This is a genomic window from Sulfurospirillum cavolei, assembly GCF_001548055.1.
Classification (GTDB): Bacteria; Campylobacterota; Campylobacteria; order Campylobacterales; family Sulfurospirillaceae; genus Sulfurospirillum.
In genome coordinates, this window is the sequence record NZ_AP014724.1 from 1,222,757 (window position 1) to 1,246,813 (window position 24,057).

Consider the following 24,057-nt stretch of genomic DNA (forward strand, 5'->3'; position numbering starts at 1 on the left):
GACCGATCGTTCCGTGTAATTACGATGAAATCGGAGAAATAAGCAGCAACCTCAATACGCTTTTGTCGACCTTGCAGCAAGCCTTGCTCAAAGCCAAAACGACGATGTCGAGTAATTCTACGATCAACAAAAGCATGCAAACCTTTTCCCATCAAATCACCAACGTTGCAAAAGAGCAAGATCGCATCGTTGAGAACGTCAAAAAATTAACGGCAAAAATTAATCGCGAATTGCAAGAATCCTGTGAAATTTCCGAGACGTCGGCCACGTATATGAAAGAGGACTACGCCATGCTCGATATGATGATCGAGACCTTGGACGAAATCGTCGAAAGTATCAATACCGTGAGTCGCGAAGAGCAAAATATTTCGACGCAAATGCACGATTTAGCCGAGCAAACGGCGCAGATCCGCTCGATTTTGGAAATGATTAAAGATATAGCCGATCAAACCAACCTTTTAGCCCTCAATGCCGCGATCGAAGCGGCGCGTGCGGGCGAACACGGGCGCGGCTTTGCGGTGGTTGCCGATGAAGTACGCAAGCTTGCCGAACGTACGCAAAAATCGCTTTCGGAAATCGACGTGACGATTAGCGTGGTGGTTCAAAGTGTTTCGAGTGCGAGTGAAAACATCAAAGAAAACAGCCAAAAAGTGGTCGATTTGAACGAAAATGCCATTAAAATTTCGTCGATGGCAAACGAAACCAAAGAAAAAACGGCGAAGAGTTTGGACATTACCAACGTCGCGTATAAAAAAGCCGTCGATATATCTAAAGAGATCGATGCGCTGACCAAAGGCGTCGAAGAAGCCAACGGCTTAGCGCACGAAAATAAACAAGTCGCCGATAATTTGCTTTCTATCTCTAACGACTTAAATCGTTCGACGGCGGAGCTTGAACAAGAGATCAATAGTTTTCAGGTTTAAACGCGCTTTAAAGCCCTTCACGGTCAATTTGTGTTACAATTATCATGCTTTAACGGCGCAAAAATATGCGTTTTTGCGTTAAAGAGCAGCAAAAACTATTGACATGAAGGGGCTTTTTTGATAGAATTCCGTCCGTTTTGCGGGAATAGCTCAGTGGTAGAGCACGACCTTGCCAAGGTCGGGGTCGCGAGTTCGAACCTCGTTTCCCGCTCCATTGTTATCTTTTTATGTTTTTCTTCCTTTCTCTTTTCCCAAACGATTTACATCGATAAAACTTATTGCGTCGATCAATCAGACGTGAGAGCCTCTTTTTTCGGTTACAAAGACGCCCATTCCAAAGACGACCCCGTGTTGGTCGAAATTCCTAAAGATCGTATGCAATACACCGTTATGAGCGGCGCGATTCTCTCCTTTTTTAACGACCGCAATATCAGCGTCGTCGACACGAGCGAAGGCGTCGTCGTTTTTAAAAAAGAGTGCCGTTTAATGGGCAAAGCCGACGCGATCGAAGCCCTCTTCTTGAAAAAATTTCAAGCCGCAGCTCCATACGTACTGATCGAGAGCAAACCGCATATTGGAACGAAGGCCTCTTTACCGGCCGATTTTAAGCGATACGAACTTATCGATATTCTCTTAAGCGACAATACGCTTCGTAAAAACAGCGGCTCGTTCGTTGCACTTTTTAAAGTCGGCGACAAAGAGCGGAAGCTTTACTTCTCGTATGAAATGGACGCTAAAGCACGCGTATTTAAAGCGAAACGTAATTTGCTTAACGGTACAATCCTCGGCAACGATGATTTTGAAACGGTGCTCGTCGGATTAGACGCATTACCGAACCGCGCTATGCTCCGTGAAAACACGCAAACGTTAATGGTAAAAAGCACCGTCAAAGAGGGGCAAATTCTTACCGATTATCTCTTTGAACCCAAACGTCTCGTGACAAAAAAATCGGCTATTAAAGCATTGTATAAAGACGAAAGTTTAAGCATCGAGGTTCAAGCAACCCTTTTAGATGACGGTGACGTAGGAGATATCGTGAGAATCAAAACCGAACAAGGTAAAATTTTAAACGCAAAAATCGTGTCCGCCAACGAAGCGGTCATTCTCGAATGAAACGCCTTATCGTCGGTATCAGCGGCGCAAGCGGCGTGGAATTGGGCTTAGCCTTTTTAAAAGCGCTTCCTTGCGACATCGAGTCTTATGTGATTGTTTCCGATCACGCTAAAGTCGTTTTCGAAAAGGAACACGCGTCCATCCACCGCTTGGACGATACCGATATCGCGGCACCGAGTGCTTCGGGTTCGTTTCAATGCGACGCCATGGTTATTATTCCGTGCAGTATGAACACTTTGGCAAAAATTGCCTACGGTATCGCCGACAATCTTTTAACGCGCAGTGCAAGCGTTATGTTGAAAGAAAAACGACCGCTCTTATTGGCTCCGCGTGAAATGCCTTTTTCTGCCATCGCCTTGGAAAATATGCACAAACTCTCTGTGCTCGGAGTTCATATCGCGCCGCCGGTTGCGGGCTACTATGCCGATGTCGATTCTTTGGAAAAGATGGAAAACTTTTTCATCGGTAAATGGTTTGATCTTTTAGGTATCGAACATACGTTATTTAAACGATGGGAGGGAGCATAATGCGCGTTGCAATTTATCCGGGGACGTTTGATCCCATTACCAACGGTCATATGGACGTGATTAAGCGGGCGCGTAAACTTTTCGATAAAGTACTCGTCGCCGTAGCGTTTTCGGAAGAAAAACGTCCGATGTTCGACGTGCAAACGCGCGTCGAGATGGCACAAGCCGCCGTGAGCGATTTGGAAGACGTACATGTAGAAGCTTTTGACGGCTTGTTGGTACGTTTTTCCCAAGAAAAAAATATTCGCGTGATGATTCGAGGCCTTCGTGCCGTCAGCGACTTTGAGTTTGAATTGCAGATGGGTTACGCCAATGCGTCGCTCTGGAACGAAATCGAAACGGTCTATTTGATGCCGAGCCTGAAAAATGCGTTTATTAGCTCTTCCGTGGTTCGCTCTATCGCTAAACACGGCGGAAACGTATCGCATTTAATTCCCTCTTCCGTTTTACCTTTTGTCGAAAGAAAGCTCTTATGTATGTAATTTTTGAAGGGGTCGATACGACCGGAAAAAGCACGCAAGTGCGCCTTTTTGAACAAAAAAATCCCGATGTGCTCGCGACTAAAGAGCCCGGCGGTACGCCCTTAGGTATGAAGCTTCGCGAGATACTCTTAAACGGTGAGGCAAAAGCGTCGCTGTATGCGGAGTTGTTCTTATTTTTAGCCGATCGTGCGTTGCATTACGACACGGTCGTTCAACCGCATCGCGATCGACGCATCGTGATTAGCGATCGGGGATTTGTCTCGGGTATCGCCTACGCTTGCGCCAATCACGAAGAAATCGAGGGCGAATTCTTGCTTCAAATGAACCGTTTGGCCTTACACGGAACCTATCCCGATAAAATCGTTCTTTTTTTGACCGACGAAGCATTGATCCAAAAACGTTTAGGCGTAAAAGAAAACGATGCGATCGAAGAGCGAGGCGTAAGCTATTTGTTACGAATTCAAGCTATAATGCGCCGCATCGTTAAGAGCTTGCCGATACGCTATTTGGAAGTCGATGCAACGCAGAGCGTCGAAGCAATTTATCAACAGATTGAGGAATTTTTACATGATTAATGCATTACGCGGTATGAAAGATACGCTTTTCCCGCACAATGAAGTTTACATGTACGTGATCGATACATGTACTAAAATTGCCCGCAATTACGGTTTTTCGTTTATTGAAACGCCGATTTTGGAAGAGACGGCGTTGTTTAAACGCAGTGTCGGCGAAAGCAGCGACATCGTCGGTAAAGAGATGTACCAGTTTAGAGATAAAGGGGATAACGACGTTTGTTTGCGTCCCGAGGGAACGGCAGGCATCGTGAGGGCTTTTATTCAGGAAAAATACGACAAAGCGGGTCTTTCCAAACGCTTTTTTTACCATGGACCGATGTTTCGCTATGAACGACCGCAAAAAGGACGACTTAGACAATTTCACCAATTCGGTGCGGAGAGTTTCGGCGAAGCGAACGTGAGAGAAGACGCAACGATTATTTTAATGATTAAAGCGATTTTCGAAGCCCTCGGTATCGGTTATACGTTAGAAATCAACTCCTTAGGCTGCCCCGCGTGTATGCCCGCTTACCGTACGCGTTTGGTCTCGTTTTTAGAAAGCGTCGAGGGATTGTGTGAAGATTGCGAACGAAGAAAAACGACCAATCCGATTCGCGTGCTTGATTGTAAAAACGAACATTGCCAAACGTTGCTTCAAAACGCACCGTTAATCGTTGATCATTTATGCCCTACATGTCAAAATGATTTTGAGACGTTGAAATCGATTTTAGACCATTTCGGGATGGCGTATCGCGTCAATCCTAAGTTGGTACGCGGGCTTGATTATTACTCCAAAACGGCGTTTGAGTTCGTCAGTTCCGAAATCGGAGCGCAAAGCGCTATTGCCGGCGGAGGACGTTACGACCGTTTGGTGGAATTTTTAGACGGAAAACCTACTCCCGCGGTCGGTTTTGCGATGGGGATCGAGCGTTTAATGGATTTGGTCAAAATGCCCGAATCCAAACGTGAGGGATACTACATCGCCGCTTTATGCGACGAGGCGTTACCAAGCGTTTATACGTTGGTTCAGCAAAAACGCGCGATTGCGCAAGTGTTAACGAGTTACGAGCCCAAATCGCTTAAAAATCATCTCAAAGCCGCCGATAAATTTTATGTAAAATTTTGTGTATGTATCGGTGAAGACGAGCTGGCAAATCAAACGGTGTGGGTGAAGGATTTAGAGAGTAAAGAAGAACGCATTATGCCTATCGAGAACTTTTAAGGAGCAAAACATTGGACTACGGTATTAAAACCTGGGGAAACGACAACTTTTTTATTGAAGACGGTAAAGTCAAGGTCAACACCGGATGTGAACCTTCACTCATCGAAATTATTCAAGAGATACGAAAAGACGGTATTCGAGGTCCTATTTTATTACGGTTTCCTCATTTGATTCAAAAACAGATTCGAATGATCTACAAAAGTTTTGCCGACGCTAAAAAAGAGTTTAACTACGAGGGAAATTTTAGTGCCGTTTATCCTTTGAAAGTCAATCAATTCCCAAATTTCGTCAAAAACCTTGTCGCATTGGGACAAAAATACAATTACGGTTTGGAAGCGGGATCGAAAGCCGAGCTTATTTTGGCGATGGCATACAACAATCCGCATGCGCCGATTACCGTTAACGGTTTTAAAGACAACGAGATGATCTCTTTGGGGTTTATCGCCGCGGAGATGGGGCATAATATTACGCTGACCATCGAGGGCTTGAACGAGCTTGAGAGCATCATTTCGATCACGAAAGATCGCTTCGGGTGCGTTCCCAATATCGGTCTTCGCATTCGTCTTCACAGTTCGGGAATCGGTATTTGGGCAAAAAGCGGCGGCATCAATTCCAAATTCGGCTTAACCTCTACCGAACTTTTAGAAGCGGTCAATATGATTCGCGATGCGAATCTCCTCGATAAATTTACGATGATTCACTTTCATATCGGTTCGCAAATTACCGACATTGCACCTTTGAAAAAAGCCTTACGGGAAGCGGGCAACATTTATGCCGAGCTTTGCCGCATGGGTGCGACGAATCTTCGTGCGATCAATTTGGGCGGCGGTTTGGCGGTCGAATATTCGCAACATAAAACGACTTTACATAAAAACTATACTTTGGGCGAGTACGCCAACGACGTCGTGTATCTTTTAAAAGACATCGCAACGCAAAAAAACGTTCACGAACCGGATATTTTTATCGAGTCGGGACGTTTTGTCGCGGCACATCATGCCGTTTTGGTTGCGCCCGTTTTGGAGCTTTTTTCGCAAGAGTATACCGATCAAAAATTGCGTCTTAAAGAGATAAACCCTCCTCTCGTTCAGGAATTGTACGATCTCTTCAATACGATGAATCGTAAAAACGCTCTTGAGTTCCTTCACGACAGTATCGATCATATGGAATCTTTATTGACCTTGTTCGATTTGGGTTACATCGATCTTCAAGACCGTTCCAATACCGAAATTTTGGTTAACTTGATTATTAAAAAAGCGGTGGGACTTAGTGCCGATAAAAAATTGAGCGAAATTTTGGATATTCAAGATCGCGTTCAAGAGCGCTATTTGGTCAACTTTTCCCTCTTTCAAAGTTTGCCCGATTTTTGGGGTATCGATCAGACGTTTCCGGTTATGCCTTTGGATCGTTTGGACGAAGTTCCGACGCGTTCGGCTTCGCTTTGGGACATTACCTGCGATAGCGACGGCGAAATCGGCTTTAGTACCGAAACGCCGCTGTTTTTGCATGACGTAGACGTTACGCAACGCGATTACTTTTTAGGATTTTTCTTGGTCGGTGCTTATCAAGAGGTTTTAGGTATGAAACACAATCTCTTTACGCATCCCACAGAGGCGACGATTCGCATCGACGACGACGGATATGAGATTGAAAATATCTTAGAGTCTCAAAGCATTAGCGATATTTTAGAAGATTTAGATTACGATATTAAAGAAGTCCAAGAAAACCTGAACGATCGTATCGAAGCTTCCGATATTATCAGCGAAAAAGAGAAGAAACATATCTTAGGTGAGATTTATCTCTTTTTGAACGATAACGGTTATTTGAAAACGATCAATAACGAGGATAATACGCAATGAGCGACATCTCTTTATGGCAAAAAATCAAGGAAGATTTTTCCCAACCCGTTTTGCACGATCCAGCACTCAATTCTAAAATAGAGCTTTTTTTCAACTATCCGGGCGTATGGGCATTAGCAAATTACCGTATTGCCCATGCCTTACATGTCAGGGGTTTTCGTACCCTTGCGCGAGCGATTATGGGGATTTCCCAGATTATTACCAATATGGACATTCACCCCGCATGTACGATCGGCAGACGCGTCTTTTTCGATCACGCTTTCGGCGTGGTCGTCGGTGAAACGGCGGTAATCGGAGACGATGTTTTGATTTACCAGTGCGTCACGTTAGGCGGTGTGAGTTTAGAACGCGGCGTCAAACGCCATCCGACGGTCAAAAACGGCTCGGTTATCGGCTCGGGGGCTAAAATCTTAGGCGACATCACGATCGGCGAAAATTGCCGTATCGGCTCCAATTCGGTGGTCGTTAAGAGTATTCCGGACGACTCCACCGCCGTGGGCGTACCCGCACGCGTGATCGAAAAAGGGCGCGACAAAAGCCCGATGGCGCATAATAAACTTCCCGATATTAACAAAGAGCTTTTTATCTACATGTTCAAACGTATTAAGATTTTAGAAGACGCCGTTTTGCAAAGTCATCAAGACCAAAACGTGAAAGTCAAAGACGACGAATTGGAAGCTATTTACAAAAGCTACTTGGAATCGGTTAAAGAATAATTCTACCGCAAAAGGCGTGCTTTTCGCGCCTTTAACACTCTATCCTTCCCTTTTTCCTATGCATTTATGAACGTATCTTTGTACATATTTGTACACAGATGCTTTTCTCCACTCCTCTTTTATTTTTTCAAATAGCCTAAAATAGGCACTTTTAAGCTCTTTAACCTTCGGGAATACTCTATGCAGTTTAGGAGATGAAATCATTCATCACACCAAAGGAGAAGACCATGCCGTATCATGAGTTTGAATGTAGTACATGTATTCCGGAACGGAAATCACATGCGGTTTTAAAAGGGGAAGAAGATGATCTAACGACGTGCCTTCCCGAGGGACACTTGGCCACAATTCCCGGAACGATTTCGGAACGCGGATGTGCCTATTGCGGTGCAAAGCACGTGATCGGTACGCCGATGAAAGACGCGATCCATATGAGCCACGGACCCGTGGGATGTACGTACGACACGTGGCAGACGAAGCGTTACATTAGCGATAACGACAACTTCCAGCTCAAATACACCCATGCAACCGATATGAAAGAGACGCATGTCGTCTTCGGCGGTATGGATTTGTTGAAAAAAAATATGATTGAAGCGTTTAAAGCGCATCCCGAGATTAATCGTATGACCGTTTATCAAACGTGCGCGTCGGCGTTGATCGGCGACGATATGGAAGCAATGGCACGCGAAGTAATGAAAGAATTGCCCGGTACGGATATTTTCGTATGCAACGCACCGGGATTCGGCGGACCGAGTCAGTCGGGAGGTCATCATAAGATCAACATTTCGTGGATTAACGAAAAAGTCGGTACGGTAGAGCCGAAAATCACGAGCGATTACGTGATCAATTACGTCGGCGACTACAATATTCAAGGCGATTGCGAAGTGATGTGCGATTTCTTTAAACGTATGGGCATTCAAGTGCTTTCGACGTTTACGGGAAACGGTTCGTACGATGAGCTTCGCGGTATGCATCGAGCGCACTTAAACGTGCTTGAATGTGCTAGATCTGCCGAATACATCTGCAACGAGCTGCGCGTCAAGTACGGCATTCCGCGTCTTGACATCGACGGTTTCGGCTTTGGACCGCTTTCGGAATCCTTAATGAAAGTTGCGCGCTTTTTCGGCCTTGAAGATCGTGCGCAAGCGATTATCGACGAAGAAGTGGCACGATGGAAACCGGAACTTGATTGGTATAAAAAACGGCTTACGGGCGTCAAAGTCTGCTTATGGCCGGGGGGATCGAAACTGTGGCACTGGGCGAATGCGATTCACGAAGAGATGGGCGTAGAAGTCGTCTCTTTGTACACCAAATTCGGTCATCAAGGCGATATGGAAAAAGGTATTGCCCGAGCGGAAGTCGGAACGCTTGCTATTGACGATCCGAATGAACTTGAAGGTCTTGAAGCGATGCGCATGATGAAACCGGACGTCATTTTTACGGGTGTTCGACCGGGCGAAGTTGCTAAAAAACAACGCATTCAATATCTTAATGCCCATGCGTATCATAACGGACCGTACAAGGGGTTCGAAGGCTGGGTGCGCTTTGCTCGCGATATTTACAATGCGCATTACTCTCCGATTCATCAGCTCTCGGGTATCGATATTAGCAAAGACGACTTTAACATCGATAAAGGCTTTATGACGCGACAAATGATTTCCGACGTCAAACTCACTCCCGAAGAGGCACATGTCGAGGGAGAAACGCCTTATACCGGCGAATTTGATTGTGTGACGCCTTTACGAACCAAGACGTATCCTAGCGAGCTTACGCGCAGTACGACTGCTCAAGCGGTTTAAAGGAGGCAAAGATGAACGAAGAGACGATTCGTGCCCGTATCGCACCCTTGGAAGATTACATTATGAAGCACTGCCTTTGGCAATTCCATTCCCGCGAATGGGATCGCGTTAGGCAAAACGAAGGTATTTTAAGCAAAGCAAAGCAACTGTTATGCGAAGAGCCGGTGGCAAAAGATACACCGGAAGATCGTTGTTATTGGGTCGATGCCCTTGCTTTGACGGAAGCCTTTCAAAAGCGGTTTGCGTGGCTTAAAGAGATGGATAAAGAGAGCATAGAGGTTCTGATGCACGCGCTTAAAGAACGCATCGATTTTGTTACGATTACGGGGTCGCTCAATAAAGAGTTGACCTCTCCACGTTATTAAGGAGTTTCCATGTCATGCGATTTACGAGCCAAAGAGCGATCGGGAATTATCAATCCCATTTTTACATGTCAGCCTTGCGGTGCTCAATACGTCAGTATCGGGATTAAAGATTGTATCGCTATCGTACACGGCGGTCAAGGATGCGTTATGTTTGTTCGGATGTTGTTTGCACAGCATTTTAAAGACAATTTCGACATCGCATCTTCTTCGTTGCACGAAGACAGTGCGGTTTTCGGTGCCACGGGACGCGTCGAAACGGCGGTGGATGTTTTATTGGCGCGCTATCCGCACGTTCGGGTTATTCCGATTATTACGACATGTTCGACCGAAATTATCGGAGACGATATTGAAGGCGTTATCAATAAGCTCAATAACGGTCTATTAAAAGAGAAGTACGCAGGTCGAGAAGTCCATCTCGTACCGGTTCATACGCCGAGTTTCAAAGGCAGTATGATCAGCGGGTACGATGTCGCGGTCGAGTCGTTGGTTAAAGCGTTCGCAGAGCAAACGACGCCCAACGGTAAGATCAATTTAATCACCGGCTGGGTCAATCCGGGCGATGTTACGGCTCTCAAACACCTATTGGCGATGATGCAAATCGACGCTACCGTTTTATTTGAGATTGAGAGTTTCGATTCGCCGTTAATGCCCGATAAAAGCGGTGTTTCTCACGGCGAAACGACGGTTGAGGATTTAAAAGATACCGCCAATGCCGTAGGGACGATCGCTCTCAATCGTTATGAGGGCGGTAAAGCGGCGAAATACCTTGAGAAAAAGTTCAAAGTTCCCTCCGTCATTGGACCCTCGCCGATCGGAATTCGCAATACCGATACGTTTTTGAAACAGCTTCAAACGATGAGCGGTAAGCCGATTCCCGAAGCTTTGGTCAAAGAAAGAGGCATTGCGATCGATGCGATTACCGATTTGGCGCATATGTTTTTTGCGGATAAACGCGTTGCGATTTTCGGTGCGCCCGATCTTGTGATTAGTTTGGCGGAGTTTTGCATCGATATGGAGATGAAACCCGTTTTACTTTTATTGGGAGACGACAACAGCGGTTATAAAAAAGACGATCGTATCAAAGCACTTCAAGCCAACGTGGATTGGGATATGGAAATTATTATGAATGCGGATTTGTGGGAATTGGACGATCGCATCAAAAATAAAGGTTTAAAGCTCGACTTGATTATGGGGCATTCCAAAGGACGATGGGCGGCAATCGACAATCATATTCCGATGGTTCGCGTCGGTTTTCCGACTTACGATCGTGCGGGGCTTTACCGTCATCCCGTCGTCGGTTATGCAGGTGCTATTTGGCTTGCCGAAGAGATTGCCAATACGCTTTTTACGGATATGGAATACAAACGCAACAAAGAGTGGTTACTGAACGTTTGGTAAGCCTTACATCGGAGCGGTTTAACATGTACATGTCAAAACCGCTCGCTTCAAAAAGGAGATAGTATGCAAAAAATTCGTTATACGCAACGTATCTGTCAGGACCAAGAGGCCATCGAATCTTTTTTACAAACAACGCGCGTAGGCATTGTTGCGATGATCGATCACGAGAGCCTTCCTTATGCAACGCCCGTTAATTTTGTTTGGCATAAAGGAGCTCTTTATTTTCACGGAATGGGTTCGGGGAAGAAAGAGTCGATCTTGTCCCAAAATCCCTCCATTTGTTTTACCCTCTTCCATGAATTCGGTACGACGGTCGATCCGATGCCCTGCCATGCCGATACCTCTTATCGAAGTGCGATGATCTTCGGGAAAGTCTTTAAGGTCGATCATAGCGAAGAAGCGGCGGAGGTATTGCAATGTATCCTTGATAAATATACTCCCGATTATTATAAAACGACGATTACGAGCACTTTAGTCGAAAAATATCGCTCGTCGCACGACGGTAAAGCGGTATCCGTTTTCAAAGTGCTTCCTTATGAAATAACGGTCAAAGAAAACTGTGTACCCGAAGATCAATTGTTTAATAAATAAGCAATTGAGATGTCGGCATTACGCACGTGCTGAAGGTATAATATTCGTTATATAATTAAATATATAATGCTAAAGTTCGTTGATATTACTTGAGGAGACGATGGTGGATACTACCTGTATTAGCCCGATAAAAGATTGCCCGCGTTATCAAGAGCTTAGAGTATTATACGATATTTCTTTGGCACTTCGCGAGAGTGCTTTAGGAATCGAAACGGCTTTTGAAAAAACGCTTCAATTGCTCAAAAAACATTTTTATATGGATAAAAGCATCTATTACGGTTTAAACGACGAACAAAACGAACTGTACGTGTTTAGTTCGATCGGACTGAGTCGTCAACAAGAGCTCTTATGCACGTATAAAATCGGTGAAGGTGCAACGGGAATGGCGGCGGAATTTAAAGAGCCCGTCGTGATCGAGAACGTGCATCACAATACCCTTTTTCTCAATAAAAGCCGTAGTTTGAAGAAAAGCGAAATCTCTTATTTGGCGATTCCGGCGTTATCGCACCATCAACTCTTAGGCGTGCTGGGCGTGAGCCTTACTCAACAGTCTTTAGATAATTTTGAAGAATTGATTACGATTTTGTCGATTACGGCATCGTGGTTAGCACAATCGAAGCAGATGCATCAAACCATTATCGATGAGAAAAAGCGGCTCAAAGAAGAAAAGCTTTATTACAAAGAAGAAATTTTAAGTCCTCATGAAATTTTGGGGCACAGTGCATCGATTCAAACCGTTTTGGAGATGATTCACAAAGTCGCGCAAACCGATTCAACGATCTTTATCAGCGGAGAAACGGGAACGGGCAAAGAGTTGATCGCCAAAGCACTTCATAACTGTAGCCTTCGTAAAGAAAAACCTTATATCAAATTAAACTGTGCGGCAATTCCGGAAAATCTTTTGGAAAGCGAACTTTTCGGACATGAAAAAGGAGCGTTTACGGATGCAAAAGAGATGCGTAAAGGGCGTTTCGAATTGGCGGATGAAGGAACGCTGTTTCTCGATGAGGTCGGAGATTTGAGCCTCAATCTTCAAGCCAAGCTTTTGCGTGTTTTGCAAGAACAAGAGTTTGAACGTTTAGGCGGCGTTAAAACGATTAAAGTCAACGTACGCATCGTTGCGGCGACCAATCGTAATCTTAAAGAGATGGTTCGCGACGGCCGTTTTCGAGAAGACCTTTTTTACCGCTTGAACGTGATTCCTATCTTCTCCCCTCCTCTTCGCGACCGCGGCGATGACATCATTGTGTTGGCGCGTCACTTTTTGGAGCACTTTTGCAGGCGGCACGGCAAAGAGCGTCTTTTAACATCCGATGCCGAAGCTATGCTCAAAGCTTACGCATGGCCGGGCAATATTCGCGAACTTGAAAACAGTATGGAACGCATCGTGTTGCTGGCTCCTTCTTTACATGTCGATTCGCACGTGATCCTTTCGGTATTGCCGGCAAAAAACGAAGTGACGAACAAAGAGGTCGAAACCAAAGCCGATTTGGAAGATTTGGAACGCCAAACAATCATTAAAGTTTTACGGGAGTGCGGCGGCGTCAAACTCAAAGCGGCAAAAAAACTGGGAATGAGTAACCGTCAAATCGGTTATAAAATTCAAAAATTTGACATCGGTATCGGTGATTACCTTGAGTAGCGTCACTCAAAATTCTATGCAATCGCCGCCTCGTTTTTTATTTCAAGACCTTTTTGACGATACGGCGTGTTCACATATCGGGAGTAAAGATAAAAAAACGACATGTGAACGTTTACAACCCGGCTCATGCGTTAGCGGATGCGCTTTGGAAGGTGCATTCAATTTTTTGAGTCCTATTCAAGGATGCGCGCATTTGATTCATTCGTCTCCGACATGTTATAACGCTTCGCGTATTCAAAAGAAAGACGGCACGGAGCATTTTTGCACGACTTTGGCACTCAACGATCTGATATTCGGTGCGGAAGAAAAACTGAAAATGCAGATTAGCCATATCGCTAAGACCTATCGTCCTCGCGTGATTTTTATTTACATGACGTGTGTTAGCTCGTTGATAGGCGAAGACATCGAGCGGATTGCCAAAAGCATGCAACAAGAGCTTGGTATTTGGATCGTTCCGGTAATGTCCGCAGGCTTTTTAGGGGTTGCAAATTTCGGTGTACGTATTGCGGGTATGGCGCTTTTAAAGACGTTAATCGGGCTGAAAGAGCCTTTAATCGATACCGCGTATGCAATCAACCTTTGGGGCTACGGACTGAGTGAAACCCAACGGATGAGTTATCGCATTCTTTTTGAACGCGTCGGAATGCGCATTTTGGCATTTTTCGGCGGTGATGAAGCGGTTGAAGCGATTATGGGTGCACACAAAGCAAAACTCAACGTTTTAATCAATGCCAAGTCGTTAACGCCCGTCGCGCGAAAATTTGAAGAACGATACGGCGTTGCGTACGTGGAAACTTCGTTTTTCGGTGCTCGCGCGACGTGTGATGCATTGCGCGTGATTGCGGAGCAGTTTAATGACGGAGCGGTGTGTCGTAAAATTGAAAATATGATTCACGAAAAAACCAAAGCCCTACAAGAAACATGTAAAGCGTTTCATACGCTTTTTTCCGGAAAAAAGGTCGCGATTTTATTGAACGGACTCTTTTCGTGGGCCTATATCCCGCTTTTGGAAGATTTCGGGATGCATGTCGTTGCGATATCGATTGAAAATTTGAATGAAGACGATAAAGAAAAAGCGGTGGATTTGCTCTTAGGCAAAGGACGTTTTATGTACGATCCAAACGTGGAGTTTGAAGAAATTGTGAACGAAGAGCCTATCGATATCGTGATTACCGATACGGATCATTGCGCTATCGCTTCGCGAGCACATATCCCTTTTTTCAATATCGATCGTTGTTCAAATCCGTTTTTTATTGGATTTGAAGGGGAAGCGGCGTTCGCGACGGAACTTTCATTGACACTTCAAAACCCCGTATTTAATATCGTCTACCAAAACCCGCCGTGGCAAGAATAAAAACGCTTGACCGTGTTAGGGAAATAGGGATTTTTTCGCTATAATCTCGACGATATTTTTTTAAGGGAACGTGCATGTTATCTAAACGAATTCAAGTATTGTCGCCCTCTTTAACCTTGGCGATTACCGCTTTGGCAAGAGATCTTAAAGCGCAGGGAAGAGATATTTTAAGCTTTTCGGCCGGTGAGCCCGATTTTGACACGCCTCAACGCGTTAAAGACGCCGCTATCGAAGCGATTCAAAAAGGCTGCTCCAAGTATACCGCCGTCGCGGGCACGCCCGAAGTTCTTAAAGCGATCGCAGGAAAGCTTAAACGCGAAAACAATCTTGAATACAAGCCTTCCGATATTGTCGTAAACGTCGGTGCAAAGCATTCGTTGTTCAATATTTTTCAAGCGATTCTCGATGAAAAAGATGAAGTGATTATTCCTTCGCCTTATTGGGTTACGTATCCCGAAATCGTCAAATACAGTAACGGAACGCCCGTTTTTATTGAAACCGACGAGGCAAGTTGCTTTAAAATTACGCCGGCGCAACTCAAATCCGCCATTACGCCTAAAACGAAAGTCTTGTTGCTAAACACGCCTTCCAATCCGACGGGTTCGGTTTACTCCAAAGAGGAGCTTCAAGCACTTGCAGACGTTTTGAAGGGTACGAAAATTCTTGTCGTTTCCGATGAAATGTATGAAAAGATTTTATTTGACGGACGTAAATTTACCTCCGTTGCGGCCATCAGCGAGGATATGTACCAACGAACGATTACCGTCAACGGTTTGAGCAAATCCGTCGCGATGCCCGGATGGCGTTTTGGCTACTTGGCATGTCCGATCAAAGAAATCGTCAACGCGATCGTCGATTTGCAAGGGCAAAGTACGTCCAATATCAATTCAATCACGCAAAAAGCCGCTATTCCGGCACTTGAGGGTTTGGTGGACGATGATATCGAAACGATGCGCGTCGCGTTTGAAAAACGACGTAATTTGGCTTGCGAACTCTTTAGCAAGATTCCGCAACTTAGCGTCGTCAAACCCGAAGGCGCATTTTATCTTTACGTCAATACGAAAGCGGTCGAAAACGATTCGATGAAGTTTTGTTCTAAACTGCTTGAAAAAACGGGTGTGGCGGTGGTTCCGGGTATCGGATTCGGGATGGAAGGCTATTTTAGACTTTCGTTTGCGACCGATGATGCGACTATTCGAAACGGTATCGCGCGTATTGCCGATTTTGTTCAACATTACGAACGATAATTTTCTTCCGGGGTGCTTAAAATAGCACCCTACTTTTAAAACTTCTCAAAAAATCCTCAAATTTTTGATACAATCCCGACACGATTTTGACATGTAGCAAAGGAATACGATGAATAAGTACGTCATTACGCTCGCTAAAACCTGTTTAGGATGCAAAAAACCCTCTTGTCGTACGGGCTGTCCCGTGGGAACGCCGATTCCGGAGATGATTCGTCTGTTCTTGGCGGGAGAGATTAAAGAAGCGGGAAAAATGTTGTTTGAAAACAATCCGCTCTCTGTCATCTGTTCAATGGTCTGTCCGCATGAAAAGCATTGCGAAGGGCATTGTATCTTGAATAAAAAAGGTACGGCGGTAAGCGTAGGCAGTATCGAAAATTACATTTCCGATCTGTATATGAACGACCTTCAATTTGAAAAACCTCTTAAAAACGGCACGAAAGTCGCTATTATCGGAAGCGGACCTGCGGGAATCGCGTTGGCGATACTTCTGGGTATGAAAGGCTATGAGATCACGATGTACGACGCTCACGATAAAATCGGCGGTGTTCTTCGCTACGGTATTCCCGATTTTCGTCTGAATAAAGAGATCCTCGATACGATTGAAAACAAATTGCGTCAATTGGACGTGACGATACGTCCTAATATTACGGTCGGTAAGAACATCACGATCGCCGACTTGTTTCGCGACGATTTTAAAGCGGTCTTTATCGGTACGGGTGTTTGGTCTCCGAAAAAATTGGGGATTAAAGGTGAGAGTTTGGGCCATGTTCATTTTGCGATCGATTATCTCAAAAATCCTTCCGTGTACCGTCTCGGTCATAAGGTCGTTGTTTTGGGTGCTGGAAACGTAGCAATGGACGTGGCAAGAACGGCGGTGCGACACGGCGCGCGTGACGTGATTATTATGTACCGTAAAGGGATGGAAGATATTCCCGCGTCCAACCATGAAGTTGAATGTGCCAAAATCGACGGCGTTAAATTTGAGCTGTACAAACAACCCGTTGAAATCAACGAACAAGGCGTGATCTATCAAGGTACAAACGAAAGTGTTGAAGCCGGAATCTTAGAAGCGGATTCGGTTTTGATCGCCATTAGTCAAAATCCTAAAGACAATATCGTACAAACGGCAAAACAGATCGAAGTGGACGGAAAAGGTCTCGTGATTACTGATGAAAGCGGTCGAACGACGATGCAAGGCGTTTTTGCTTCCGGAGACGTGGTAACGGGTGCGCGAACGGTCGTCGAAGCGGTAGCGTTTTCAAAACGTGTTGCCGTAGCGATTGAGGAGTATGTGGCGACGCTGTAGTCGCAAATAAAAAAAGCTATACCGTCTACACGGTATAGCGTGAGTGATTTTTACGAACGCGGTTGCGCTTCGAAACGCGCTTTGGCGTCTTTGAGCGCATTGATCAGTTCATCGAGATTTTCATAAGGAATGTGCGCTTTCCAATCCGGATCTTCGGTATTTTTCTTTAATGAAATGCCGATACTCACGACCGGAAACGATCCGTTGCCGTAAGGCTCTTCCAAATGCGAAACGGAGATGACGCCGTTTTTAGTACCTGCTAACGGAAATTTGGTTAATATTGTATTTTTTCCACCCATAATTATGAATTCCTTTTAAAAAATTGAGCGATTTTGGCCTGTTTTTTAAGCCAATCGCTTTGAAGCATTAGCGGGAATCCGCCGTAGACTTTGCCGCCTTCGATGGATTTACTCACTCCGCCTCGTGCCGCAACGGTCGCGAAATCGCCGATTTCCAAATGACCTGCGGTTGCGCTTTGTCCGCCCATGACGACGTTTCGTCCCAACTTCGTCGATCCCGCCAAGCCGGTTTGCGCGACGATGATGCAAAATTGACCGATTTCGCAATTGTGTCCGATGTGCACAAGGTTATCGATTTTTGTCCCTTTTTTAATAACCGTAGAGCCGAAAACCGCACGATCGATCGTGGAATTAGCACCTATTTCGACGTTTTCTTCGATAATCAAGTTACCGTTATGGTAAATCTTGATGTGTTCGCCGGTTTTCGTATGCGCGTAACCGAAGCCGTCGCTCCCGACGACGACGCCGGCTTGAAGGATGGATCCTGCTTTAATTACACAATCGTCGTAAACGACGACGTTAGGGTATATGACGACGTTTTGACCGACGGTGACGTTCGCTCCGATCGTTACGTTTGGCATAATACGCGCGCCAGCTTCGATGACGCTTCCGCTACCGACGACGACGTTTTGCTCGATCGATGCCGTAGGATCGATACGCGGAGCAACGGAAGTAGTCTCAAAAACTTTTTTCGCGAAGTAGCGGCTGGCGTATGCCATGCTCAAATAAGGATCGTCGCTCACGAGAGCTTCTACGTTTGAAGGTAAGGCTTCTAAATAGGCCTTGGGAAGGATGACAACGCCTGCTTGGGTGTTTTTTAAGTCGTCGAGTAGCTTGGCGTCTTTAAAAAAAGCAATATGCGAAGGCGTTGCCTCCTTGAGCGTTGTAAAAGAGGCAACATCAAAATCTCTGCCGGCGTAGTCTAATCCTAACGCTTGTGCAAGGAGGCTAATTTTCATTACAGATCCATCGCTACCGAACCGCTGCGAACGATATCGGTCGGATTGTATTTTTTAACGGCTTTTAAAAAACTGTCGATTCGATTGTAATCGTCCGCAACCATTAAGACGATCGACTCTTCGCTGCTACTGGCGATCGTGCCGTTATAGGCTTTGAGCATGGCATCCAGACCGTTGAAATCTTCACTCAGAGGAATTTTGACTAATGCAAGCTCTTTTTCGACAAACTCGCCCGATTCGATGACTTTATAGGTCGGTATCAATTTATGAAGTTGTTTGACGATTTGTTCCAAAACAGCGGTACTGCCTGAGGTAACAATTGTCAAGCGCGACAAATTCGTTTTCGGAATGGGGGCTACCGTTAAAGAGTCGATATTGTATCCGCGACCGGCAAATAAGCCTGAAATACGAGATAGTACGCCGTCTTCGTTGAGGACGATAACCGATAATACTCTTCTAATCGCATCCATAGGCTTACTCCTTATACTCTAACATCATATTGTAAAGCGTTCCGCCTGCCGGAACCATCGGTAAAACGTTTTCAAAGCGATCGACTTGAACGTCGATCATACAAACGCAACCGCTTTGCATTGCATCGTTTAAAGCTTGATCGAATTCTGCTTTGGTTTTGACTCTAAATCCGCGTCCGCCGAAGCTTTCAACCAACTTGACGAAATCGGGTTGTACCGAAAGATCGGTTGAAGAGTAACGTTTGTTGTAGAAAAAAGTTTGCCATTGTCGAACCATTCCTAAAAATTGATTGTTCAAAATAATGTTGATAACGGCAATTTTATTTTCGACTGCGGTCATAAGCTCTTGAATATTCATCAAAATCGAGCCGTCTCCCGTGAAGTTGATGACCGTTTTGTTCGGTAATGCAACCTTAGCACCCATCGCCGCGGGCAAACCGTACCCCATCGTTCCTAAACCGCCGCTGCTGAGCCATTGTCTTGGATAGCTAAACGGGTAAAATTGCGCCGCCCACATTTGGTGTTGACCGACGTCGGTACAGATGACGGCTTTATCGCCGAGAAGTTCTCCTACGCGTTCAATCGCCCATTGCGGTTTGATGACGTCGTTGCTGTCTTCGTACCTGAGCGGATGAATTTCGTTGTAGCGTTTTAGCAGTTCACGCCACGGTTTGTATTTATCGGCTTGTATTTGCTCTTTTGCCAGCGGGATCATCGCTTCGACGACGTTTTTAAGGTCTCCGACGATCGGATAATCGATTGGAACGATTTTCCCGATGCTGCTTGGGTCGATATCGACGTGAATGATTTTGGCATGTTTGGCAAATTCGCTGAGTTTTCCCGTAACCCTATCGTCAAAACGAGGACCAAAAGCGATCATCAAATCGGCTTCGCTCATCGCCATATTGGCGCAATAGCAACCGTGCATACCCAGCATGCCGAGCAATAAAGGATTTTCATCGCCCATTACGCCGCGTGCCATCAATGTTTCGACGGCGGGAATACCGCAAATACGAGCAAATTCGCGAACTTCATTTGCCGCGTTGGAATTAATCGCACCGCCGCCGATGTATAAAACGGGGCGCTTCGCCGCCGCAATCGCTTCGATCGCCTTTTTGATTTGACGAGGGTTGCCTTTGTACGTCGGTTTGTACGTTTGCATTTTAATTTCGCTCGGGTAGCTAAAATGTGCCATCTGTGCGGTTACGTCTTTGGGAATATCGACATGTACGGGACCGGGTCTGCCGCTTCGTGCGATATAAAACGCCTCTTTTAAAATACGCGACAAATCTTTGGCGTCTTTGACCAAATAGTTGTGTTTGACGCACGGACGGCTGATACCGACCGCATCGATTTCTTGAAACGCGTCCGTACCGATCATACTAATAGGAACCTGTCCGCTAATGACGACCAGAGGAATCGAGTCCATATAGGCCGTTGCAAGCCCCGTCACCGCGTTGGTAAATCCAGGTCCGCTGGTCACAAACGCAACACCGACCTCGCCCGTTGCCCTCGCATAACCGTCTGCGGCATGAATCGCCGCTTGTTCGTGTCTCGTTAAAATATGTTTAAAATGGTTTTGTTTATAGACTTCATCGTAAACATTCATAATCGCACCGCCGGGATAGCCAAAGACGACGCTGACGTTCTCCTTCCGTAGTGCTTCTATAACCATCTGGGAACCGCTTAACTCCATGACCTCTCCTTTCATCTTTTTTTTGGTTGCGACTTCGCGCTAAAGTTTGCTTTTTAGGAAGCAAACTCTTTTTGTACATGTCGGGGCAAAAGCCTCAACGCCGAGGTTGTACGGAGCGTCAAAGGTTGACTCTTGCGAAGTCAAATTTTCCGCATACCGCTAGTGTTACATCTTCACGTAAAGCTCGAATACCGCTATTTTATCGGGTGTTAAAGCTCGGTAAAAAAAGTGGGTTATTATAGCAAATAAAGATTAAAAGAGGCTATTTTCGGTACTTTGAATCGCTAAAAGGAAGAGGTGTTACAATTTGCTATAGCCACGCCTTCTCGAAGGCTATCGTCGATAACGATGCAGGTTTCAAATCCCAGTTTTTGCATAATGGTTTTAACGAGTAAAATTCCGGCGATCATGGAGTCGCGGCGATTGGTTCCCGTAAAGCGTGTTGCTTCTTCGATAGGCATACGGCTTAAACGTACGAAAGCTTCTTCAAAATCGTTGACATGTAAAGAAGTTCCGTTAATCGCGTTTGCATCGTAATGGGCATAATCCATGCTTTGTTTAAAAGCGGCAACGGTCGTCGGCGTTCCGGCGGTCGCGATCAATTGACGATAGTGCGATACGACGGGTTGATGTTGCAAGACAAAAGGTTCGATGACCGATACGATGCGATCAATGTGTGATGCGTCGATTGGGGCGTAGCGTTCGGTGGTTGTGACGATACCGAACGGAAAGCTTCGGCTTTCTTTGCTCGTCGTGTTACAAAAAGTAATTTCCGTCGATCCGCCGCCTAGATCAAATAAAACATAACAAGACGCGTCGAATCCTTCTCGTTTTAAGGCGTGTTCAACTGCTAAAGAGGTCAATGCCGCCTCTTTTTCGCCTGAAATAATTTCAAAGCAAATCCCAAACGTTGTTTCGATACGACTAAGAATTTCTCGCGCATTGGATGCCATGCGCATCGCTTGCGTCGTGACCGCAAAGCAAGGTTCGTTGCGGAAGTCAAAATGTAACGAAGCTTCATGCAGTGCCGTAAAAAGGCGTTCTTGCGACTCTGGGGCAATCGCACGGTTGACATGTAAGTCTTTTGCCGTACGCACGATGCGTTCAAAACATGCCGTTCTTTGACGTGTTTGACAATCAAAACGTGCGATACGAAGCGTGTTAGAGCCTAAATCACATGCAATCATACGGCAAGAGCTAACGTTTTTGAAAACCGAAGAGTTTCATTACAAGGGCAAGAGCAAGACGAAGCACGCCGATCAATACATATGCAATAAGGGTATAGAACAGTGGATGGTAGGGCATATCGTGCGCCATCAGACGAGAAAAATGCTCTAAAGGATGTGAAACCCACTGATTCATATGCATGCCTAAGGATAAGACGAAAAATATCACGACAAAAATGAAGAACTCTTTTTTCACGATGCCTCACTACGGGAGCTAAAATTTTTACAGATTGTAAGCAAAAAAGACTTAATAGAAGATTTAGAATAACGTTACATTATCGCTACAATCTTAGAAGATTATAAATAACTAAAATAATCAACTATAATATTACTAGCCAAGGAAAACTTTATATTGTTGGCAGTAGAATGGGGAGACATACAACAAAAAGGATGGTTAAATTATGAAGTCTGACAAAATCATCGAAGAGATTCTAGGTGAGATTGAAAAACACGAAGGTGTCCTTTCCCGTCGTGACGCTATGAAGCTATTGGCTGCGTCTCCTATTGCCGCAGGCGTTTTAGCAGGTACGACAACGACAACCGAAGCGTTTGCTTCTTCCGATGCAAAGGGAAAAATCGTGATCGTCGGAGGCGGTCTTGCCGGTGTTGCTACGGCGGCAAAATTGACGAATAAACTGTCCAATCCCGACATTACGATTATCGAGCCTAATCCGCATTCGGTTTCGTATCAACCGGGGCAAACATTGGTAGCAGCCGGCGTATGGCAAAAAAGCGATATTACGTATGATACCGCCAATTTTATTCCCAAAGGCACAAAATGGATCAAAGAGATGGTCGTCTCTTTCGATCCGGCAAATAACAAAGTCAAAACGCAAAGCGGCATGGAAGTTGCGTACGACTATTTGGTCGTAGCAACGGGTTTGGTGCTCGATTTTGCTTCGATTAAAGGCTTAGAGGGCGAAATCATGTCTTCGGGCGACAATGAAATCGTTCGCAAAAAAGTGGGCAAAAACGGCGTCTATTCTATCTATTTTGCCGACGGTGCGGTTGATACGTATAAAGGTATTCAAGAATTGATCGCCAAAGCCAAAGCACACACGGGAAGCGAAAAGCTACAAGCCATTTTTACCGATCCGGCTACGGCGATTAAGTGCGGCGGTGCTCCTAAAAAGATTATGTATATTATCCATGATCTTTTAACCAAAGCCGGCGTACGCGATAAAGTTGAACTTACGTTTTGTCCGAGCGGCGATAAGATGTTCGGCGTGCCCGAATACAACGACGCTATTTTTGAACAATTTAAAAAACGCGGCTTTAAATGGGAATTTAAAACCAATCTTGTCGCCATCGATACCGAGAAAAAGGTAGCGACGTTTGAGAATAAATGGTTGGAAAAAGGCGAATACGACGAGGATTTAAAAGAGTATACAATGATCCCGATGTCTAAAAATATCGAAAAAAAATACGACTTTATCCATATTACGCCGCCTCAAAAAGCACCCGATCTTGTCGGTAAATCTCCGATCGGCTCTTCCAAAGGTTGGGTTCCCGTCGTGAAAGAAACCTTACAACATGTTACGTATAAAAATGTTTTTGCTATCGGCGACGTTGCCGCTCTTCCGATGGGTAAAACCGGCGGAAGTGCCCGTAAAGAGTATGCCGTTTTAGTCGACAACTTGATTGCCGTTATGGAGAAAAAAGAGAAATTGCCGGCTGCATACGACGGTTATACCGTATGTCCGTTGATTACGAGCCTCGGTACGGTTATGCTTGCCGAATTTAACTGGACGGCAAAACCTACGCCTTCTTTCCCTCTCGATCCGACGCAAGAGCGATGGATTTGGTGGTTGTTGAAAGTGTATGCCCTTAAACCGATGACGATTTACGGCATGCTATCCGGTAGAGCTTAAAATAACGAACGAATAGAAAAAGGAATAACAGATGAAACAATTGACTTTACTATGTATGACGGTAGCAAGTTTGGCCTTATTAAGCGGTTGCGGGGATAAACCTAAATCGGATGCGGCAAAGTATAAGTATTCTGCGGCGGAAGTGTATAAAGAGACGTGTTTGCATTGCCACGGCAATAAGGGCGAAGGCAATCCCGAGAAAAAAGCTCCTGCGATTAATAAACAAAGTATCCAAGAGCTTGAGATGTCACTTTTTGACATCAAAAACGGCGGTTTAGGCCAATCTACGGCAAGTGAGCACGAAGTAATGGAACATAATATGAAAAAATTAGCCGAAAAAGGTTATGATTACGATATTAAAGTGATGGCAAGTTATATTTTCAACACGTTTAATATCAGCAAGTAATGATCAACGATACTTCTCGGCGACATGTTAGCCGAGAA

23 protein-coding genes, 1 tRNA gene and 1 pseudogene are annotated in these 24,057 nt (G+C 45.2%); 19 read left to right on the top strand and 6 right to left on the bottom strand.

The features are described from left to right. Window positions 1–413: 413 nt before the first annotated feature. From UCH003_RS14030 to UCH003_RS06235, 17 genes and pseudogenes are all read left to right on the top strand, one after another. Window positions 414–761 (top strand): annotated as a pseudogene (locus tag UCH003_RS14030) (methyl-accepting chemotaxis protein); the annotation flags it as partial. A gap of 301 nt (window positions 762–1,062) precedes the next feature. After that, window positions 1,063–1,137: transfer RNA gene (locus UCH003_RS06160), tRNA-Gly, on the top strand. An 83-nt stretch (window positions 1,138–1,220) separates the two neighbouring features. Further along, on the top strand, window positions 1,221–2,036 hold the full coding sequence (flgA, locus tag UCH003_RS06165; RefSeq protein ID WP_144440984.1) for a flagellar basal body P-ring formation chaperone FlgA: 816 nt from the start codon (window positions 1,221–1,223) through the stop codon (window positions 2,034–2,036). Further along, window positions 2,033–2,563 (top strand): UbiX family flavin prenyltransferase, encoded by a 531-nt coding sequence (locus UCH003_RS06170; RefSeq protein ID WP_060825832.1) that lies wholly within the window; start codon window positions 2,033–2,035, stop codon window positions 2,561–2,563. The genes flgA and UCH003_RS06170 overlap by 4 nt, the downstream gene beginning before the upstream one ends. Next, window positions 2,560–3,045, top strand: coding sequence for a pantetheine-phosphate adenylyltransferase (gene coaD, locus UCH003_RS06175; RefSeq protein WP_173636970.1), 486 nt, complete (start codon window positions 2,560–2,562; stop codon window positions 3,043–3,045). Before UCH003_RS06170 ends, coaD begins: the two co-directional genes overlap by 4 nt. Further along, entirely contained in the window at window positions 3,036–3,620 is a 585-nt protein-coding gene (gene tmk / locus UCH003_RS06180; protein ID WP_039674841.1) for a dTMP kinase, read from the top strand. Before coaD ends, tmk begins: the two co-directional genes overlap by 10 nt. Then, the gene (gene hisS / locus UCH003_RS06185) at window positions 3,613–4,821 is read left to right on the top strand and encodes a histidine--tRNA ligase (RefSeq protein ID WP_060825833.1); all 1,209 of its coding nucleotides are present in this window, start codon (window positions 3,613–3,615) and stop codon (window positions 4,819–4,821) included. The genes tmk and hisS overlap by 8 nt, the downstream gene beginning before the upstream one ends. A gap of 11 nt (window positions 4,822–4,832) precedes the next feature. Then, complete coding sequence (gene speA, locus UCH003_RS06190; protein WP_060825834.1) at window positions 4,833–6,677, top strand: biosynthetic arginine decarboxylase; 1,845 nt, start codon at window positions 4,833–4,835, stop codon at window positions 6,675–6,677. Further along, window positions 6,674–7,393, top strand: coding sequence for a serine O-acetyltransferase (cysE, locus tag UCH003_RS06195; RefSeq protein ID WP_060825835.1), 720 nt, complete (start codon window positions 6,674–6,676; stop codon window positions 7,391–7,393). Before speA ends, cysE begins: the two co-directional genes overlap by 4 nt. Before the next feature lie 227 nt (window positions 7,394–7,620). Next, window positions 7,621–9,189 carry a nitrogenase iron-iron protein, alpha chain gene (gene anfD / locus UCH003_RS06200; RefSeq protein WP_060825836.1) on the top strand — a complete coding sequence of 523 codons (1,569 nt, stop codon included), beginning with the start codon at window positions 7,621–7,623 and terminating at the stop codon, window positions 9,187–9,189. 11 nt (window positions 9,190–9,200) lie between these two features. Then, window positions 9,201–9,554 carry a Fe-only nitrogenase subunit delta gene (gene anfG / locus UCH003_RS06205; RefSeq protein WP_060825837.1) on the top strand — a complete coding sequence of 118 codons (354 nt, stop codon included), beginning with the start codon at window positions 9,201–9,203 and terminating at the stop codon, window positions 9,552–9,554. Window positions 9,555–9,563: 9 nt separating this feature from the next. Then, entirely contained in the window at window positions 9,564–10,952 is a 1,389-nt protein-coding gene (gene anfK / locus UCH003_RS06210) for a Fe-only nitrogenase subunit beta (RefSeq protein WP_060825838.1), read from the top strand. 63 nt (window positions 10,953–11,015) lie between these two features. Further along, window positions 11,016–11,543: a pyridoxamine 5'-phosphate oxidase family protein gene (locus UCH003_RS06215; protein WP_060825839.1), complete on the top strand. Its 528-nt coding sequence runs from the start codon at window positions 11,016–11,018 to the stop codon at window positions 11,541–11,543. A gap of 103 nt (window positions 11,544–11,646) precedes the next feature. Further along, window positions 11,647–13,185, top strand: a complete 1,539-nt coding sequence (locus tag UCH003_RS06220; RefSeq protein WP_060826952.1) for a sigma-54 interaction domain-containing protein — start codon at window positions 11,647–11,649, stop codon at window positions 13,183–13,185. Then, window positions 13,178–14,539, top strand: coding sequence for a nitrogenase component 1 (locus tag UCH003_RS06225; protein ID WP_060825840.1), 1,362 nt, complete (start codon window positions 13,178–13,180; stop codon window positions 14,537–14,539). The genes UCH003_RS06220 and UCH003_RS06225 overlap by 8 nt, the downstream gene beginning before the upstream one ends. Window positions 14,540–14,613: 74 nt before the next feature. Continuing rightward, window positions 14,614–15,786 (top strand): pyridoxal phosphate-dependent aminotransferase, encoded by a 1,173-nt coding sequence (locus UCH003_RS06230; RefSeq protein WP_060825841.1) that lies wholly within the window; start codon window positions 14,614–14,616, stop codon window positions 15,784–15,786. Between the two features lie 109 nt (window positions 15,787–15,895). Continuing rightward, a complete protein-coding gene (locus UCH003_RS06235) occupies window positions 15,896–17,092 on the top strand; it encodes an NAD(P)-dependent oxidoreductase (RefSeq protein WP_060825842.1) in 1,197 nt (398 codons plus the stop codon). A gap of 50 nt (window positions 17,093–17,142) precedes the next feature. Here UCH003_RS06235 and UCH003_RS06240 read toward each other — a convergent pair whose 3' ends face one another. The 6 genes from UCH003_RS06240 to UCH003_RS13585 all read right to left on the bottom strand — a co-directional run bounded on the left by UCH003_RS06240 (window position 17,143) and on the right by UCH003_RS13585 (window position 21,878). Beyond that, the gene (locus UCH003_RS06240) at window positions 17,143–17,391 is read right to left on the bottom strand and encodes a hypothetical protein (protein ID WP_041961761.1); all 249 of its coding nucleotides are present in this window, start codon (window positions 17,389–17,391) and stop codon (window positions 17,143–17,145) included. Between the two features lie 2 nt (window positions 17,392–17,393). Next, the gene (gene lpxD, locus UCH003_RS06245; RefSeq protein WP_060825843.1) at window positions 17,394–18,350 is read right to left on the bottom strand and encodes a UDP-3-O-(3-hydroxymyristoyl)glucosamine N-acyltransferase; all 957 of its coding nucleotides are present in this window, start codon (window positions 18,348–18,350) and stop codon (window positions 17,394–17,396) included. Beyond that, a complete protein-coding gene (gene ilvN, locus UCH003_RS06250; protein ID WP_173636971.1) occupies window positions 18,350–18,811 on the bottom strand; it encodes an acetolactate synthase small subunit in 462 nt (153 codons plus the stop codon). The genes lpxD and ilvN overlap by 1 nt, the downstream gene beginning before the upstream one ends. Before the next feature lie 13 nt (window positions 18,812–18,824). Beyond that, window positions 18,825–20,516 carry an acetolactate synthase large subunit gene (locus tag UCH003_RS06255; protein ID WP_060825844.1) on the bottom strand — a complete coding sequence of 564 codons (1,692 nt, stop codon included), beginning with the start codon at window positions 20,514–20,516 and terminating at the stop codon, window positions 18,825–18,827. Window positions 20,517–20,800: 284 nt separating this feature from the next. Continuing rightward, window positions 20,801–21,703: a phosphatase gene (locus UCH003_RS06260; RefSeq protein WP_060825845.1), complete on the bottom strand. Its 903-nt coding sequence runs from the start codon at window positions 21,701–21,703 to the stop codon at window positions 20,801–20,803. Between the two features lie 10 nt (window positions 21,704–21,713). Further along, window positions 21,714–21,878 (bottom strand): hypothetical protein, encoded by a 165-nt coding sequence (locus UCH003_RS13585; protein WP_231964823.1) that lies wholly within the window; start codon window positions 21,876–21,878, stop codon window positions 21,714–21,716. Window positions 21,879–22,143: 265 nt separating this feature from the next. Here UCH003_RS13585 and UCH003_RS06265 point away from each other — a divergent pair, with 265 nt between their 5' ends. After that, window positions 22,144–23,613, top strand: a complete 1,470-nt coding sequence (locus tag UCH003_RS06265) for an NAD(P)/FAD-dependent oxidoreductase (RefSeq protein ID WP_060825846.1) — start codon at window positions 22,144–22,146, stop codon at window positions 23,611–23,613. 31 nt (window positions 23,614–23,644) lie between these two features. Next, a complete protein-coding gene (locus UCH003_RS06270) occupies window positions 23,645–24,019 on the top strand; it encodes a c-type cytochrome (RefSeq protein WP_039674822.1) in 375 nt (124 codons plus the stop codon). Window positions 24,020–24,057 lie beyond the last annotated feature (38 nt).